Raw genomic sequence first — 17,493 nt, 5'->3', positions numbered from 1 at the left:
CTTTACGAGATGACCGACGAGCAAACGCCGGCTGAAGACATGCCCTTCGAAACGGACGACGCCTCGCAGGAAGTCGAGGCCCTGAAGCTCGAAGTGGCCCAGCTGAAGGAGCAGGCGCTCCGCTACGCCGCCGAGGCCGAGAACACCAAGCGCCGCGCCGAGCGCGAGATGAACGACGCGCGCGCCTACGCGATCCAGAAGTTCGCCCGCGATCTCTTGGGCGCGGCCGACAACCTCGCGCGCGCCACGGCCCACAGCCCCAAGGACTCGACCGACGCGGCGGTGAAGAACTTCATCATCGGCGTCGAGATGACCGAGAAGGAGCTGCAAGGCGCCTTCGAACGCAACGGCCTGAAGAAGATCGATCCCGCTCCGGGCGAGAAGTTCGATCCGCACCTGCATCAGGCCGTGACCGAACAACCCTCGACCGAGGTGGCGGCCGGCGGCGTGATCTCGGTGCTGCAGGCCGGCTACGAGCTGATGGGCCGCCTGGTGCGTCCGGCCATGGTCGCCGTGGCGGCCAAGGGCTCGACCGGCCCGGCCGCGCCGGAGTCGTCGTCCGCCGGGTCGAACCCCTACGCTGGGGCTGGCGCGGACGGCGAAGGCTCGGGCGGGGCCTTCGACACCAAGGCCTGATGTTCCAGGCCTTGGTCCTCGCCGCGCTGTCGGCGAGGACCAAGGCCATGGGCCGATCCGCCGGGTCCGTCGCGGAAGCCTGAAGGACGAGGGTCCAGCGCGGTTTTCGCGCCCCAGCCCCCTTTCCCCCTCCGCGCTTTACGATAATGTCGGCGGTCCATTCTTCACGGGGGTAGCGGGCGATTCTGCATCCGCCCGCACGATCTGGACCGGACTATGAAGCTTACCATTGAACGGGCGGCGCTTCTGAAGGCGCTGGGGCATGTGCAGAGCGTGGTCGAGCGCCGCAACACCATCCCGATCCTGTCCAACATCCTGCTGTCGGCCGACCGCGATCAGTTGTCGTTCTCGGCCACCGACCTGGACATGGAGATCATCGACGAGGGCCTGGCCCAGATCGACGTGCCCGGCCAGATCACCGCCCCGGCCCATACGCTTTACGAAATCGTCCGCAAGCTGCCCGACGGCGCCGATGTCAGCCTGACCTTCAGCGGCGACGATCCGCGCCTGGTCATCCAGGCCGGGCGCTCGCGCTTCAACCTGCCGGTGCTGCCGGCCGGCGACTTCCCGGTGATGAGCAGCGACGGCCTGTCGAACCGCATCGCGGTCGACACCAACGAGCTGATGCGGCTGATCGACAAGACCCGCTTCGCGATCTCGACCGAAGAGACCCGCTACTATCTGAACGGCCTCTATATCCACACGGTCAACGAAGGCGGCGAGACCAAGCTGCGCGCCGTGGCCACCGACGGCCACCGCCTGGCCCTGGCCGAGATGCCGGCGCCGGAGGGCGCGGTCGGCCTGCCGGGCGTGATCGTGCCGCGCAAGACCATCGCCGAGGCCCGCCGCCTGATGGAATCGGCCGGCGAGACGGTCGACGTCCAGCTGTCGCCGCAGAAGGTCCGCTTCGAGTTCGGCCAGGCCGCCCTGACCTCCAAGGTCATCGACGGCGCCTTCCCGGACTATCTGCGCGTCATCCCGCGCGACAACGCCAAGATCCTGACCCTGGACAACGACCTGTTCGCCAAGGCCGTCGACCGCGTGGCGACCATCTCGGCCGAGAAGAGCCGTTCGGTGAAGCTGGCCATCGAGCCGGGCCGCATCACCCTGACCGTCCGCAACATGGAAGCCGGCCAGGCCGTGGAAGAGGTCGAGGTCGATTACGACGGCGAGCCCTTCGAGATCGGCTTCAACGCCCGCTACCTGCTGGACGTCTGCGGCCAGATCGCCGGGCCGCAGGCCGAGTTCCGCTTCGCCGATCCGGCCAGTCCGACCCTGGTGGTCGACCCGGTCGACCCGGGCGTGAAGTACGTGCTGATGCCGCTGCGGGTTTGACCGCGTCGTTGGGTTGAAGAACTAATGAGCGGGCGCCTTCGGGCGCCCGTTTCGCTTTCGGTGGTCCGACATGAAAAAGCTGCTCGCCGCCTCGGCCGCCATCCTGGCGTTGGCCGCCGCCGCGCCCGCGCCCGCGCCCGCCCAGACGGTCGAGCGCCGCGAGATCGGCAACCAGATCCTGGAGAACGTGCCGGTCGCGCCGGCTTCGATCCGTGAGGGGCTGGCCAAGTACCAGAACGCTCGCGCGGCGGGCTTCGACGACTGGGCCCAGAACGGCGGCATGATCATCACCACGCGCTTTGGCAACACCAATCAGCTGCACGTGGTGGCCGCGCCTGGCGCCGCCCGCGAGCAGATCACCTTCTATGACGAGCCGGTCGCCGAAGCCCACGCCCTGCCGAACGGCCAGATTCTATTCGCCAAGGACACCGGCGGCGACGAGTGGTTCCAGCTGTTCCTGCGCTCGGCCGACGGCAAGACCGTCCAGCTGACCGAGCCGGGCACGCGCAACCAGTCGCCGGTCTGGACCAAGGACGGTTCGGTGCTGGTCTGGTCGCGGGCGGTCAAGGGCTCGGCCGACTTCGACGTCCTGATGCGCGACGCGTCCGGCGCGACAAAGGTGATCCACAAGGGTCAGGGTCAGGTTTCGCCCGTGGCGGTGTCGCCCGATGGCAAGACGGTGCTGTTGGCCCGCTACTTCTCGATCAACGAGACCAAGGTCTGGCTGCTGGACGTCGCGACCGGCAAGCTGACCGAACTCAATCCGTCAAAGACCAAGATCGCCTACAGCCGCGGGATCTTCACGCCGGACGGCAAGGGCCTTCTGATGCTGTCGGACGAAGGTTCGGACTTCACGCGCCTGGTGCAATTCGACCTGGCGACCGGCGGGAAGGTGATCCTTTCGGGCGAACGTCCCTGGGACATCGAGGATTTCTCCCTGTCCGACGATGGCCGCGTGCTGGCCTATGTCGTCAACGAGGACGGCTATTCGAAGCTGGTCGTGCAGGACTTCCGCACCCGCCGCGCCCTGCCTCAGCCGGCCTTGCCCGCCGGCGTGGTCTCGGGCCTGGCCTTCTCGCCTGACGGGTCGAAGCTGGGCTTCAGCCTGGCCACGCCGACCGCGGCCAGCGACGCCTGGAGCTGGGGCGTGATGGACGGCAAGCTGGAGCGCTGGACGGCCTCGGAGCTGGGGGGTCTTGATCCCAAGGCCCTGGCGACGCCGGAACTGGTCCGCTACCCGTCGTTCGACAAGCGCTCGATCCCGGCCTTTGTCTACAAGCCCAAGCTGGCCGCCGGCCAGAAGGCGCCGGTGATCATCGACATCCACGGCGGACCCGAGGGCCAGTCGCGCCCGACCTTCAACGCCTTCCACCAGCATTCGGTGGCGGAGCTCGGCGCGGCGGTGATCGTCACCAATGTTCGCGGCTCGACCGGCTACGGCAAGGCCTATCAGAACCTCGACAACGCCGAGAAGCGCGAGGACTCGGTCAAGGACATCGGCGCGCTGCTGGACTGGATCAAGACCCAGCCCGACCTCGATCCCAGCCGCGTCGTCGTCTACGGCCAGTCCTACGGCGGCTACATGTCGCTGGCCGTGATGACGCGCTATTCCGACCGCATGGCCGGCGGGATCGAGCGCTACGGCATCAGCAACTTCGTCTCGTTCCTCCAGAACACCGAGGCCTATCGCCGCGACCTGCGACGGGCCGAATATGGCGACGAACGCGACCCGAAGATGTTGAAGGCCTTCGAGACCATCTCGCCGATGAACAATGTGGGCAACATCACCAAGCCGATGCTGGTCATGCAGGGCTGGAACGATCCGCGCGTGCCCAAGTCGGAGTCGGACCAGGTGGTCGCCAAGCTGCGCGCCCAGGGCGTCGAGACCTGGTACGTGCAGTTCAAGGACGAGGGCCACGGCTTCCTGAAGAAGGCCAACAACGATCGCCGCCGCGAGGTCGAGACCCAGTTTTTACAGAAGGTGCTGGGGTTGCCGGCGGGGAAATAGTCAATCCGCCGACGTCAGGTCCTTCGACATGTGGATGGCGATTCCGCCGTTCAGCGCTTCCTCGCGGTCGACGCGATAGCCGAGGGCGGCGTAGAGACGGATGTTCTTCTCGAAGCGCTGGTTTGTATAGAGGCGGACGCCAACGAGGCCGGCTTCGACGGCCAAGCCTTCGGCATGTTTCAGCAGTCGCACGCCCAGGCCCTTGCCCTGATGGGCTGGCGAGACGGCGACATTCACGATCAACAATCGGTTCCCACTAGGCGTCGTCTCGATCAAGGCGACCACCTCGCCATTGATCTCCAGCAGGTCAAAGCGGTGGTTCTTCAGGGCCTCGCCGTAGTCGACCGTCATGGGCAACGGCGGGCGGCCGATCAGCGCCGCCCACGGCGCATAGGCCGCCTGGACGAGGTTCGCGATTGGGATCGCATCCTCTGACAGCGCGGCCCGTAAGTCAGCCAGTCGGTTCATCTTGCCCTGTTCCCAAAGCCGCACCTTGAAGCCATGAAATGGACCGTCAAGCGCTGCTGTTGCCTTGGTCCGACCGGTTCATCATACTTAGCCATATGGCTGACAACGCCGTTTCCCTCGACGACACCTTCTTGGCGCTGGCCGATCCGACGCGGCGGGCGATCCTGAGCCGTCTGGGCCAGGGGCCGGCCAGTGTCGGCGAGCTGGCCGCGCCGTTCGACATGGCCCTGACCTCGTTCATGAAGCACTTGAAGGTTCTGGAGCGGGCCGGCTGGATCACCAGCGCGAAGTCCGGGCGGGTGCGGACCTGCGCGATCGTCACCGACCGCTTCGCCGATGTCGGCGCCTGGGTCTATAGCCATCGGGCCCTGTTCGAGCCCTGATCGGCTGACGCAGGGGTCCTATTGCCAACGCTCATAAGGCCGCTAAGGTCCGTTTCGTATAAAAACGGGAGGTGGCCCATGGCCAAGCTGAACTATCTGACGGTCGGTTCCAACGACCTGGAGAAGGCCAAGACCTTCTATGACGGCCTCTTGGGCTCGATCGGCATGAAGCCGCTGTTCGAGCATCCGTCCGGCGGCCGCCTCTATCGCGGCAATGGCTCCATGTTCGGGGTGCTTGGCCCGCACGACGGCAATCCGGCCTGCATCGGCAACGGCATGATGGGCGGCTTCGCGTTCGAAACCGTCGAGGAGGTCGACGCCTTCCACGCCAAGGCGCTGGAGCTGGGCGCGAAGTGCGAGGGCCCGCCCGGCGAGCGGATGCCCAAGGCCTATTTCGCCTATTTCCGCGATCTCGATGGCAACAAACTGTGTGGCTATAAGGTCGGTTGATACGGCCATGGCGTCGGCCGGCGACACCGCTTAAGAAGCCTCAATGGCGTCGGCCGCACTGCTCTCCCTGACCCTGACGGACTTTCGCTCCTACGAGCGGGCGCGCCTCGAGACCGAGGGGCGCAGCGTCTATCTGTTCGGCGCCAACGGGGCGGGCAAGACCAACCTTCTCGAGGCGATCAGCCTGCTGACGCCCGGCAAGGGCCTGCGCGGAGCCAGCATGGCCGAGGTCGGCCGCCGGCTGCCCGGCGAGGCCGTGGGGCGGGCCTGGGCGGTCGCCGCCGAGGTCGAGGCCGGCGAGGACGCGCCCGTTCGTCTGGGCACCGGCGTCGAGCAGGGCGGGGCGGCCCGTCGCGCGGTCCGTATCGAGGGCGAGACCGCGCCGCCGGGACGGCTCGCCGACCACGTTCGTCCGATCTGGCTGACGCCGGCCCAAGATCGCCTGTTCCTGGAGGCGGCCTCCGAGCGCCGCAAGTTCTTCGACCGCCTGGTCTTCGCCGGCGAGCCCAGCCACGCGGCCCACGCCAACGCCTATGACAAGGCCCAGCGGGAGCGAATGCGGCTGCTGACCGACGCCTATGAGGCCGGAACGGCGCCGGACGCGACCTGGCTGGGCGCCCTGGAGGCTCGCCTCGCGGAAAGCGGCGCCTTGATGGCCCAGGCCCGGGCCCGCACGCTTCTGGCGTTGCAGGCCGAAATCGACGGGCGCGGCGATCGCCCCTTTCCCCAGGCGCGCCTCACCCTGACCGGCGACTGGGAACGGATGGCCCTGGACGGCGCGCCTTTCGCCGAGATCGCGGAAAGGTTAGCCGCCGCGCTCACTGTCGCGCGCGCCCGCGACGGCGCCGCCGGTCGGGCCCTGACCGGTCCTCATCGGGGCGATCTGGCCATCTTCCACGTCGAGAAGGACCGTCCGGCGGCGGAATGCTCGACCGGTGAGCAGAAAGCCCTGATCCTGAACCTGGTTTTGGCTCAGGCGGCGCGACTTTCGCGTGCGGAATCCGCGCCGAATCCTGTAATACTGCTCGACGAAGTCGCCGCGCATCTCGACCTGACCCGTCGGGCCGCTCTGGCCGACGAACTGACGGCGCTCAAGCTCCAGGCCTTCCTGACCGGCACGGACGAGTCGCTGTTCGACCATCTCAAGGGTCGGGCGCTAGGCGTTCGCGTGGGCGACGCTGGCCTGACTGTTCTGGAAGACGAATGACCGAGAACACCGAAGACCAGGTCCCGCCGGAAAACCCGAACGAAGAGGCCGTCGCCGCCGAATATGGCGCGGATTCGATCAAGGTGCTGAAAGGCCTCGACGCCGTCCGCAAGCGTCCGGGCATGTATATCGGCGACACCGACGACGGCTCGGGCCTGCACCACATGGTCTACGAGGTGGTCGACAACGCCATCGACGAGGCCTTGGCGGGCCACGCCACCAAGGTCCAGGTGATCCTCAACGCCGATGGCTCGGTGACCGTCACCGATGACGGACGCGGTATTCCGACCGACATCCACGAAGGCGAGGGCGTGTCGGCGGCCGAGGTCATCATGACCCAGCTGCACGCTGGCGGGAAATTCGACCAGAACAGCTACAAGGTCTCGGGCGGCCTGCACGGCGTGGGCGTCTCGGTCGTCAACGCCCTGTCGGACTGGCTGGAGCTGCTGATCCACCGCAACGGCAAGGTCCATCAGATGCGCTTCGAGCGCGGCGACGCGGTGACCTCGCTGGCGGTGACCGGGGAGTCGCCGGTGCGCGAGGACGGTCCGAAGGCCGGCGAGGTCCTGACGGGCACCGAAGTGACCTTCTACCCGTCGAAGGACACCTTCGCCTTCATCGAATTCGACCGGAAGACCCTGGAGCATCGCCTGCGCGAGCTGGCCTTCCTGAATTCGGGCGTGACGATCTGGTTCAAGGATCACCGCGACGCCGAACCCTGGGAAGAAAAGCTGCATTACGAGGGCGGCATCGAGGCCTTCGTTCGCCACCTGGACAAGGCCAAGGCCCCGCTGCTGAAGGCGCCGATCACGGTGCGCGGCGTCAAGGACAAGGTCGAGGTCGATCTCGCCCTTTGGTGGAACGACAGCTACCACGAGCAGATGCTGTGCTTCACCAACAACATCCCGCAGCGGGATGGCGGCACGCACCTTTCGGCGTTCCGCGCGGCGCTGACGCGGATCATCACCAACTACGCCGAAAGCTCAGGCATCCTGAAGAAGGAAAAGGTCAGCCTCGGGGGCGAGGACGCGCGCGAGGGCCTGACCTGCGTGCTGTCGGTCAAGGTGCCGGATCCCAAGTTCAGTTCGCAGACCAAGGACAAGCTGGTCTCGTCGGAGGTTCGACCGGCGGTGGAAGGCCTGGTCCAGGAGGGGCTCGCGACCTGGTTCGAGGAGCACCCGAACGAAGCCAAGGCCATCGTCAGCAAGATCGCCGAGGCCGCCGCCGCCCGCGAGGCCGCGCGCAAGGCGCGGGAACTGACCCGGCGCAAGAGCGCGCTCGACATTACCTCGCTGCCCGGCAAGCTGGCCGACTGTTCGGAACGCGACCCGGCCAAGTCCGAACTGTTCATCGTCGAGGGCGACTCGGCGGGCGGGTCCGCCAAGCAGGCCCGCAATCGCGACAATCAGGCGGTCCTGCCCCTGCGCGGCAAGATCCTGAACGTCGAACGCGCCCGCTTCGACAAGATGCTGTCGTCCGATCAGATCGGCACGCTGATCACGGCGCTGGGCGCCGGCATCGGCCGTGACGACTTCAATCCCGACAAGGTGCGCTACCACAAGATCGTGCTGATGACCGACGCCGACGTCGACGGCGCCCACATCCGCACTTTGCTGCTGACCTTCTTCTACCGGCAGATGCCGGAACTGATCGAGCGCGGCTACATCTACATCGCCCAACCGCCGCTCTACAAAGCCGCCAAGGGCAAGTCCTCGCGCTATCTGAAGGATGACGCGGAGATGGACGCCTTCCTGGTGGACGAGGGCGTCGACGGCGCCGAGCTGGACCTGGCGTCCGGCGAGCGGATGACCGGGCAGGACCTGCTGGCCCTGGTCCAGACCTGCCGCTCGGCCAAGGGCAATATCGACCGCCTGGCCGCCCGCGCGCCGGCCTCCGCCATCGAACAGGCCGCCTTGGCCGGTCTGCTGGGCGAGGCGCCGGACGCCGCCGCGGCGGCCAAGCGCCTGGACCTCTATGCCGAGGAGGGCGACGGTCCCTGGTCGGGCGAGCGCGGCGACACGGGCTTCGTGTTCAGCCGCGTGCGGCGCGGCGTGTCCGAGCGGATCGTGCTGGACGATGTCCTGCTGCACGCCGCCGACGCCCGTCGCCTGGCCGAACGCGCCGTCAAGCTGGCGGAGGTGTTCTCGGGCCGCGCCGTGTTCCGCCGCAAGGACAAGTCGACCACGATCCGCGGTCCGCTGGACCTGGTCAACGCGGTGCTGGACGCCGGCCGCAAAGGCCTGACCATTCAGCGCTACAAGGGGCTGGGCGAGATGAATCCCGACCAGCTCTGGGAGACGACCCTGGACGTGGAGGCCCGCACCCTGCTGCAGGTTCGCGTCAACCACGCCGACGACGCCGACGACATGTTCAGCCGCCTGATGGGCGACCTCGTCGAGCCGCGTCGCGAGTTCATCCAGGAAAACGCCTTGGACGCCGAGGTCGACGTCTGATGCTGAGCTTTATGGCTTAGTTTCCGAGCAAGTGTTTGTTTTCCAAGCGCCGGGCGCCCAATCGCAGGGCGCGCCGGCGCTTCCGTGCGTAAAGATCCCGGGAAGGCCGGATCTCCCCGCCGTTCGTATCGTCCGGCCTTAAGGCGGGCGCCATCTTCCTGGAGTTGGGCGATTCGCCCGGGCGTTCGCGTGGGGTGTGCGGAGTATGGAGTCAGACGTCAGTCTTCGTCCGGAAAGGATCCTGGACCTTTCCGACCGACTGTCGAGCGTAGCGGGGGCCAAGATCGGCGAGATCGCTCGGGTGAACCGGGCGGCCAAGATGCTGGCGATCAACGCCCTGATCGTGGCGGCGCGCGCGGGCGAGGCGGGCAAGGGTTTCGCCATCGTCGCCGAGGAGTTCAAGAAGATCTCGACCGAGATCGACTCGGTCGCCGCGGCGCTGGAAAGCCAGGTTCGCGCCGATCTGGACGAACTCTCGGCCGTCGGCGGGGCGATCCTGGGTCATCTGCGCGGTCAGCGCTTGGCGGATCTCGCCCTGAACGCCATCGAGATCGTCGACCGAAATCTCTACGAGCGCACCTGCGACGTGCGGTGGTGGGCCACGGACTCGGCCGTCGTGGCCTGCCTGGCCGACGATGGCGTCGCCGCGCGCCGCCACGCCAGCGAGCGGCTGGGCGTGATTCTGGACGCCTACACGGTCTATCTCGACCTCTGGATCTGCGATGCGCGCGGACGCGTGATCGCCAATGGGCGCCCCCGCCGGTATCCGAACGTCGTCGGCCTGTCGGTGGCGGACGCGCCCTGGTTCCGGGAGGGCCTGCGCACGGTCAGCGGGGACGATTTCGTGGCCTGTGATATCGAGCGGGCCCGCGCGCTGGACGATGCGCCGGTCGCCACCTACGCCACCGCCATCCGCGCGGGCGGCCAGAGCCGGGGCGAGGTGCTCGGCGTCCTGGGCGTGCATTTCGACTGGCGGCCCCAGGCCCAGGCCGTGGTCGACGGCGTGCGCCTGACGCCCGAGGAGCGCGAACGTTCGCGCGTTCTGCTTCTGGATCAGAAGGGGCGCGTGCTGGCGGCCTCCGACAATCGCGGCGTGCTGACCGAGATCTTTCCGCTGGACGTTTCCGGCGGGCCCATGGGCAGCTACGCCGACGGCGACAGCACCGTCGGATACGCCCTGACGCCCGGCTACGAGACCTATTCGGGCCTGGGATGGTACGGCTGTCTCGTCCAAGCGGGGCAGGCTTCGGACGTATCCACCGTCGCGGCCTAGCGGTGCCCCCCAATCTTAACTTTAAGATTTGCGGATATTTGGAGCTATTTGGTCGCCTGATACGCGAAAGCGACCAGATTCTTCGCATTCCCAATTGATTCTAGGTTGTGACCGTTGCCATTGGGCGCGGCCCGTGATCTTTTATGGGTTAAGCGGACAGCGATAATTCTGTGACGCCCTTTCAAGTGATGGCGACTGTCACAAGCCAGATCTAGGGGTGTTTGCGTCAGTTCTTTAAAATCGCCGCGTCCGGGTGTGGCCTCGAAGAGACGTTTTGGCGGCAAAAGCGACAAAACATCGTCATCCGGGCTGGAGCATTTTTTTACATTGTCCTAAAGGGACGCCGATCAATTGGAGGGAGCAGTCCTCATGGCTTTCAATCGCGTTCGCGCCATCGCGGTCAGTCTGGCCGTCGCGCTCGCGCCCGTGGGCGCTGGCCAGGTCTGGGCTCAAGCCACGCCGGCCCCCACGGCCGCTTCGCTGCAAAGCACCATTCAAACGGCCGCCGCCACCGCCGCGCAGCAGCCGGGCTTCGCCAGCCTGTCGCCGGCTGAAAAGCTGGCCGCCATCCAGGCCGCCGTGTCCAACGCGCTGGCCGCTTCGGGCGCTTCGCCCCAGGCGATCTCGCAGGCCCTGATCACCGCCGTGTCGAACGGCACGGTCAGCGCCGGCGTTGCCATCCAAGTCGCCGCCGCCGTGGCGCCGCAGATGGCTCAGACCGTCGCTCAGGCGCCGGCCGTGACCCAGCAGCTGGCCCAAACCGGTCAGTCGGCCACGGTGACCCAGACGGCCGCGACCACCCCGACGGGCGCGCCGAGCGTTCTGGTCAGCCTGCAAGGCGTCTCGTCGACCGCTCCGGCCAACACCAACACGGCTGGCAGCGCGAGCACCACGGGCTCGAACACCAACACGAATACGACCACGACGGCGCCTTACGATCCGTGCGCTGGCGTGACCGCCGCTTACTGCGGCGGCTAATACCGAGTTGCTTGGGCGGATCGGCGCGTCACGACGCGCGCCGGGCGTCTCCTACTGGTGGGGATAAGATATGCGAATTCTGACGTGCTCGGCCGTAGCGGCCTGTATCGCGTTGACCGCGCCGCAATTCGCGCAGGCGCAGGACCTTGGTTCCAACTTCAGCCGCGATCGGAACGTCAGCGTTCGTGACCGGCCGCGCCCGGACTACGAGGCGACGGGTCAGAAGGCCGGCGGCTTCACCGTCTATCCGCGCGTTACGGTGGATCTCGAGCATAACGACAACATCTACGCCGTCGCGACTGGCAAGATCGATGACAACATCTGGCGCGTGAAGCCTGAGCTGGCCGTCCGTTCGGACTGGTCGCGTAACGCCATCGGCTTCTTCGCGGGCGGCAACATCATCCGCTATGCCGACCACGACACGGAAAACACCGAAGAGTACACGGTGTCGGCCAATGGTCGCCTGGACATCGCGCGCGGCTCGAACATCTCCGGCACGGCTCAGTTCCAGCGCCTGACCGAACCGCGCACCGCGATCACCGCCGGTACGCCGGCCGGCGCCACGCCGAAGCCGGTTCAGTACAACCTGGTCACCACCAGCCTGGTCGGCGTCAAGGAGTTCAACCGTCTGCGCCTGACCGGGCGCCTGGACGATAAGGACTTCAATTACAAGGACCAGGGCGTCGCCTCGTTCAATCAGAACAGCCGCGACCGCAATGAGTTCTACTATGGCGGCAAGGCCGAGTACGCGGTGAGCCCGGATACGGCCATCTATGCGACGGTCACCGGCAACAAGAAGGACTACGACCTCAAGACTCCGGCGACCAACCGGACCTCGGACGGCTACGTGGTCGGCCTCGGCGCCAACTTCGATCTGTCGCAAGTGATGCGCGGCGACATCCAGGCCGGCTACATGAAGCAGTCCTATGATCTGGCGACGTTCAAGGACGTCAGCGGCTTCAGCGCCGCCGGCAATATCGAATGGTTCCCGAGCCAGCTGACCACCGTCGGCGTGAACGGTTCGCGGACGATCGAAGAATCGGTGGCGCCCGGCGCCGGCGGCTTCATCTCGAACACCATCGGGGCCTCGATCGACCACGAGCTGCTGCGCAACGTCCTGCTGTCGGCCGCCTACAACCACAGCAACGACGATTATCGTGGCATCGACCGGACCGACAAGCGCGACAACTTCTCGGCCACGGCGACCTACCTGCTGAACCGTCGCGTGGGCCTGTTCCTGACCTACAACTATCTGAAGCAAGACTCGACGGGCGCGGCCAAGGCCTCGTCGTTCAAGGACAACAAGCTGACCGCTTCGGTGGCCCTGCAGTTCTAAGACCGCTTCGCGGATCTGAAAAACGTCCACGAAACGGCAAGCTTTGCCGATTACTGAGAGTGGTTATGGACGGCTCCGGTTTTGAAACTTCGAACGCTCCGGTGAATGACACCGGAGCGTTGTCTTTTGACCTGAACGTCGCGATCGCGACCTTCAGGCGACGCTTCCGCCTCTTCGCGGCGGTCGCGGTGGTGGTGTTCGCGGCGGTGGTGCTCTTCACTCTGCAGCAGACGCCGCTCTATACGGCGACCGCCCAGGTCATGCTGGACGTGCGCAAGGAACAGGTCACCGACATGAGCGCGGTGCTGTCGGGTCTGCCGGCGGACTCGTCCGTCGTCGACACCGAGGTCGAAGTGCTCAAGTCGCGGTCGCTGGCCGGTCGCGTGGTCAAGGAGCTGAAGCTCGACCAAGACCCCTATTTCAACCCCTATCTCCCGGGCGCTCAGGGGCCGACGGCTTGGCTGTCCGTCCTGAAGAAGGCGGCCTCTCCGACCGCCACCAACGATCCGGCCGAGCTGCAGCGTCGCCGCGAGCGCATCGTCGACAACCTGCTGGGCGGGCTGAAGGTGCGGCGCGCGGGCCTGACCTATCTGATCGCGATCGACTACACCCACGTCGACCCCAAGCGGGCGGCCGAGATCGCCAACGCCTTCGCCAATCTGTATCTGACCGAACAGCTGGAAGCGAAGTTCGACGCGACCCAGAAGGCCAATGAATGGCTGGATACGCGGGTCGGCGAATTGCGCGATCAGGTCCAGCAGGCCGACGCGGCCGTTCAGCAGTACAAGATCGAACACAACCTGATGAGCGCGGAGGGGCAGAACCTCACCGAGCAGGAAATCTCGGGCCTGAACCAGCAGTTGGCCCTGAGCCGCGCCGCCCAGGCCGAGACCGACGCCCGCCTGGCCATCGCGCGCCAGCAACTGGCTTCGGGCAGCAACGGCGAGGACGTGGGCGAGTCCCTGAATTCGCCGGTTGTCCAGCAGCTGCGTCAGCAGCGCGCCGCCAAGAGCGCCCAGGTCGCCGACCTCAGCGGCCGTTACGGCGATCGACACCCGGACCTGCTCAAGGCCAAGCGCGAGCTGGCCGATATCGACGGTCAGATCCAGGCCGAGATCAAGCGGATCATCTCGAGCCTCGAAGCCCAGGCCAAGGTGGCTCGCCAGCGGACCGGTTCCGTGGCGGCCAGCGTCTCGACCTCGAAGGGCGCCTTGGCCGGCAACAACCGGGCCAGCATTGGCCTGGCGGAGCTGCAGCGTAAGGCCGACTCGGTCAAGAATCTGTATGAGACCCTGCTGGCCCGCTTCAAGCAGACCTCGACCCAACAGGGCATCGAGCAGGCTGACGCCCGCGTGGTGTCGCCGGCCAAGATCCCGACCGGACCCAGCTATCCCAAGCCGGCGTTGAACATGGCCCTGGGCCTGGTTCTGGCGATCGGCGCGGGCGCGGCCGCCGTCGTGCTGGCCGAGATCATGATGGCGGGCCTGTTCACCGAGGACGAGGTCGAGCGTCGTCTGGGCCTGCCCTATCTGGGCGCTGTCCCGACGCTGGGCACCACCGTCGACGACGCCAAGACCCTGAAGGGCCTGACGCCGCCCGATTACCTGCTGGCCAAGCCGCTCTCGAGCTTCGCCGAAAGCCTCCGCAAGCTGCGGGCCTCGGTGCTGTTCTCCAAGGTGGGCGAGAAGATCCAGGTCATCGCGGTCACGTCCTCCCTGCCGGGCGAGGGCAAGACCACGACCAGCTTCTCGCTGGCCCGCACCCTGGCGACCTCGGGCGCCAAGGTGGTGGTGGTTGACTGCGACCTGCGCCAGAGCGCGATCAGCCAGTTCCTGAAGGAGCCGGCGCCGGTCGGCCTGCTGGAGGTCCTGAACGGCGTCGCGACGCTGGATCAGGCCCTGGTCGACGACGAGAGCGGCGCCAAGATCCTGCCGCTGGCCAAGTCGGCCTATACGCCGCGCGACGTGCTCGGCTCGGCGGCGATGCATCGTCTGCTGCAGGACCTGCGCGGTCGGTTCGAGATCATCCTGCTGGACACCGCGCCGTTGCTGGCGATCGCCGACACCCGCATCCTGGCGCCGCACGCCGACGCCGTGGTCATGCTGGTCCGCTGGAAGAAGACGCCGGTCAAGGCCGTACAGTCCGCCCTCAGCCTGCTGCAAGGCACCCGCGCGTTCATCGCCGGCGTGGCCCTGACGCAGATGGACCTGAAGGCTCAGGCCCGTTACGGCTACGGCGACTCCTACTACTACTACGCGAACTATCGAAAGTACTATGCGGACTAAATCCCGGCGGGGCGGAGACTCGTCGCCGCCCCGCGCGGGCAAGGTCCGGACCCTGCGGGTGTCCGAGGGCGTCGCGATCGGCGCCCTTGTCGCGCTCGTGCTCGTGGAGTTGCTGGCCTTCGGCGCCAGCGACGTCGTGGTCGCGGCGGTCTTCGGCGTCGCGCACGCCGCCTTTCTCCTGATCCTGCTGGCGACCTGCGGCTGGGCGCGCAAGGTTCCCTTGCCGCTTGCGAAGCCATGGCCGGGGCTGCTGTTCGCGGTCGTGCTGGTCGCCGTGGCCTGGCCGCTGACTCCATTTGGTCCTGGCGGCGCCCATCCGGTGTGGCGTTATCTCGGCGACCACGGCGGCGCGATCACCGTGGATCGATCGACGCTGGTGCTCAACATCCTGCGCCTTCTCGGCCTGGCCTGCCTGTTCCTCGCCAGCCAGATCATCGGGGCGTCCGAGACGCGCCGAAGGGCGTTGTTCTGGTGGCTGCTGATGGGCTTGGCCGTCTTCGCCGTCGGCGCGATCATCGACCATGTGTCGTTGCGCGCCGGTACGCGCTTGAGAGCCACCCTGCTGAGCCCGAACAGCGCCGCCAGCCTGATGGGTGTCGGTCTCGTCTTCGCCGCCATGTTCCTGTCGCAAGCGATCCAGAAGACGGGCGGTTCGGTTCGCCTCGAGAAGCTGGGTCTCGACGCGAGCCTGAGCGTGGCGGCCGCCGCGATTTTCGCGGTGGCGCTCGCCATGACCGCCTCGCGCGGCGGGATCTTTTCGACCGTGGTCGGACTGGCGGTCCTGCTGACCTGGCAGGTGCTGGCCCAAGGACGCCGCGTCCGGGCCATCGCCATCGTCGGCGGGGCGGCCGCCCTGCTGGTCGCGATTGGCGTCGCCATGCGCAGCGCGGACCTGACGGCGCAGCGACTGCAGACCCTCGACGGCGACATCGCGGTGCGCAAGATGATCTTCGACGCCCACTGGCAGGCCTTCCGGTCCTCGCCGTGGTTCGGTTTCGGCCTGGGGTCCTTCCCGGTCGTCAATCAGATGATCATGACCAGCGCGAACCTGCCGGTGCTGTTCGACGTCCGCGCGTCCCACAATCTCTATCTCCAGTGGCTGGAGGAAGGGGGCGTGGTCGGCGCGACGCTGATGGGCGCGTGGCTGCTGATCGCTCTTGGCCGTATCGCCGTCCAAGGGGTGAAGCTCGGGACGAGCGCGGCCCTGGCGCGCGCCGGCGTCGCCGCCGCGATCCTCGTGCTGGCGCATGGGTTCTCGGATTTCGCCGTCCAGGTCCCGGCCTTGCAGACCCTTTTCGCCATCGGCCTGGGCGCGATGACGGCCGTTCCCGCCCTCCCAGGCCGCGGCAAGGCCGCGCCGCCCTGGCGAGGCGCGGTGACGTTCGGCGGACTGACCTTCGTCGCGTCGCTGCTGGTCGCGATACCGATGGTCGCCTCGCGCTTCGGAGGCGATCTCGCCGACATGCCGAGCGCCTCCGCCGAGGTGCTGGCCAGCGCGATCGAGGCCAAGCTGGCGCGCGATCCTCGCGATCCGGCCACGCTGGCCCGACTGGATCGCTTGAGCCGGCGGGAGCTGGCGATGCGTCCAGGAGCCGGCGCGGCCTGGTTGCGGCGCGCGGCGATCGACTTCCAGCGCGACGACGTCACGGCCGCCAATCTCGCCCTCGACCATTCCCTGGCCGTCGCGCCGCTGCAGACCAGTCTCTTCATGAGCCGCGCGCGCTTGGCCTATGAGCACTGGCCCGCGCTGACCCCCTCCAGCCGCCAGCAGGTCATGTATCAGGCGCGGATCGAATACGCGCGGGGAGGCGAGGATCGGCTGAAGACGCTGGCGAACGAGATCCGCGATCCGTCCGGCCGGATCGGTCTGGCGTTCCTGATCGTGGCCGAGCGCACCAAGGCTCAACTGGCCGCGTCGAAGCGATAGGCGCGGGCGGGCTCTAGATTCAAACATTTAGAGCGTGATAACCGCCGAAACCGCTCACACTTTCGGCTATCACGCTCTAGGGAACGGCCTATAGCCGCGCCAGCACTCGCTCCGCGACATCGGCCGCGATCATCTCGGGCGTCCGCAGGTCTCCGCCGCTGTCGACCGCCACCACCTCCCATCGGCCGGCCAGCGGGTGCGCCGAGATCCGATCATAGGCGGCCGCCACCGACTCCTGGTAGCGAGCGTCGGTCTCGAACAGGTCCTGGTCCTTGTCGGTATAGTCCCGCTGACCCTTCTTCAAAACGAGGGCGCTGGCGGTCTTGGGATCGATCTTCAGAAGGATCTGCAGGTCGGGTCGAGGCAGGCCCAGGCGCGAGAACTCGTAGTCGAACAGCCAACCCAGGAAGCTGTCCAGCTCGACCGCCGGCAGGCGCGCGCCCTGGAACGCGGCGTTCGAGGCCGTGTAGCGGTCGCAAACGACGACGTCGCAATCCCATGGCGCCTTGCCGGCGAGGGTCTCGGCCCGATCCAAGGAGAAAAGCGTGGCGATGTGGTAGGCCGAGGTCGGCATGAACTGGCCGTTCAGCATGGCCTCGATCGAGCGGGCCGCCTGGGTGGCGCCGTAGTTCGGAAAGCTGAGCGTCGCGACGTTCAGCCCCCGCTGTTCGAGGAGGGCCTTGACGTTGCGGGTGGTCGTGCCCTTGCCCGCGCCGTCGATGCCTTCAATGGCCACGAAGAGCGGCTTCATCGG

The 17,493-nt window shown here is 67.0% G+C and carries 14 protein-coding genes; 12 read left to right on the top strand and 2 right to left on the bottom strand.

Annotated features, from left to right (window positions below; all coding sequences use genetic code 11):
- Positions 1-9 precede the first annotated feature (9 nt).
- The 3 genes from grpE (at position 10) to OR37_RS03780 (ending at position 3,979) form a co-directional block, all read left to right on the top strand.
- Entirely contained in the window at positions 10-636 is a 627-nt protein-coding gene (grpE, locus tag OR37_RS03790) for a nucleotide exchange factor GrpE (protein ID WP_004615961.1), read from the top strand.
- A gap of 216 nt (positions 637-852) precedes the next feature.
- Complete coding sequence (gene dnaN / locus OR37_RS03785) at positions 853-1,971, top strand: DNA polymerase III subunit beta (RefSeq protein ID WP_004615958.1); 1,119 nt, start codon at positions 853-855, stop codon at positions 1,969-1,971.
- 70 nt (positions 1,972-2,041) lie between these two features.
- Positions 2,042-3,979, top strand: a complete 1,938-nt coding sequence (locus OR37_RS03780) for a S9 family peptidase (RefSeq protein WP_004615956.1) — start codon at positions 2,042-2,044, stop codon at positions 3,977-3,979.
- Here the strand turns inward: OR37_RS03780 and OR37_RS03775 are convergent, their stop codons facing one another.
- Entirely contained in the window at positions 3,980-4,447 is a 468-nt protein-coding gene (locus OR37_RS03775; RefSeq protein WP_004615954.1) for a GNAT family N-acetyltransferase, read from the bottom strand.
- Positions 4,448-4,542: 95 nt separating this feature from the next.
- Between OR37_RS03775 and OR37_RS03770 the strand changes: the two genes are divergently transcribed.
- The 9 genes from OR37_RS03770 (at position 4,543) to OR37_RS03730 (ending at position 16,739) form a co-directional block, all read left to right on the top strand.
- Entirely contained in the window at positions 4,543-4,830 is a 288-nt protein-coding gene (locus OR37_RS03770; protein WP_081612862.1) for an ArsR/SmtB family transcription factor, read from the top strand.
- A 78-nt stretch (positions 4,831-4,908) separates the two neighbouring features.
- Positions 4,909-5,280 carry a VOC family protein gene (locus OR37_RS03765; RefSeq protein ID WP_004615950.1) on the top strand — a complete coding sequence of 124 codons (372 nt, stop codon included), beginning with the start codon at positions 4,909-4,911 and terminating at the stop codon, positions 5,278-5,280.
- Positions 5,281-5,323: 43 nt separating this feature from the next.
- Positions 5,324-6,487 carry a DNA replication/repair protein RecF gene (recF, locus tag OR37_RS03760; protein WP_004615948.1) on the top strand — a complete coding sequence of 388 codons (1,164 nt, stop codon included), beginning with the start codon at positions 5,324-5,326 and terminating at the stop codon, positions 6,485-6,487.
- Positions 6,484-8,940 (top strand): DNA topoisomerase (ATP-hydrolyzing) subunit B, encoded by a 2,457-nt coding sequence (gene gyrB / locus OR37_RS03755; protein WP_004615946.1) that lies wholly within the window; start codon positions 6,484-6,486, stop codon positions 8,938-8,940. Before recF ends, gyrB begins: the two co-directional genes overlap by 4 nt.
- Before the next feature lie 205 nt (positions 8,941-9,145).
- Positions 9,146-10,213 carry a methyl-accepting chemotaxis protein gene (locus OR37_RS03750; protein WP_004615943.1) on the top strand — a complete coding sequence of 356 codons (1,068 nt, stop codon included), beginning with the start codon at positions 9,146-9,148 and terminating at the stop codon, positions 10,211-10,213.
- A 369-nt stretch (positions 10,214-10,582) separates the two neighbouring features.
- Complete coding sequence (locus tag OR37_RS03745; protein WP_004615942.1) at positions 10,583-11,191, top strand: hypothetical protein; 609 nt, start codon at positions 10,583-10,585, stop codon at positions 11,189-11,191.
- 70 nt (positions 11,192-11,261) lie between these two features.
- Positions 11,262-12,527, top strand: coding sequence for an outer membrane beta-barrel protein (locus tag OR37_RS03740; RefSeq protein WP_004615939.1), 1,266 nt, complete (start codon positions 11,262-11,264; stop codon positions 12,525-12,527).
- A 65-nt stretch (positions 12,528-12,592) separates the two neighbouring features.
- Positions 12,593-14,812, top strand: coding sequence for a GumC family protein (locus OR37_RS03735; protein ID WP_004615936.1), 2,220 nt, complete (start codon positions 12,593-12,595; stop codon positions 14,810-14,812).
- Positions 14,802-16,739 carry an O-antigen ligase family protein gene (locus OR37_RS03730; protein WP_004615934.1) on the top strand — a complete coding sequence of 646 codons (1,938 nt, stop codon included), beginning with the start codon at positions 14,802-14,804 and terminating at the stop codon, positions 16,737-16,739. Before OR37_RS03735 ends, OR37_RS03730 begins: the two co-directional genes overlap by 11 nt.
- Before the next feature lie 88 nt (positions 16,740-16,827).
- Here OR37_RS03730 and OR37_RS03725 read toward each other — a convergent pair whose 3' ends face one another.
- Positions 16,828-17,490, bottom strand: a complete 663-nt coding sequence (locus OR37_RS03725) for a thymidylate kinase (protein WP_004615931.1) — start codon at positions 17,488-17,490, stop codon at positions 16,828-16,830.
- Positions 17,491-17,493 lie beyond the last annotated feature (3 nt).

It is taken from the genome of Caulobacter vibrioides OR37 (assembly GCF_000372645.1).
GTDB classification, from domain to species: domain Bacteria; phylum Pseudomonadota; class Alphaproteobacteria; order Caulobacterales; family Caulobacteraceae; genus Caulobacter; species Caulobacter vibrioides_E.
Note: the sequence above shows the minus strand (reverse complement) of the source record. Positions and strands in the feature narration are given on the sequence as shown.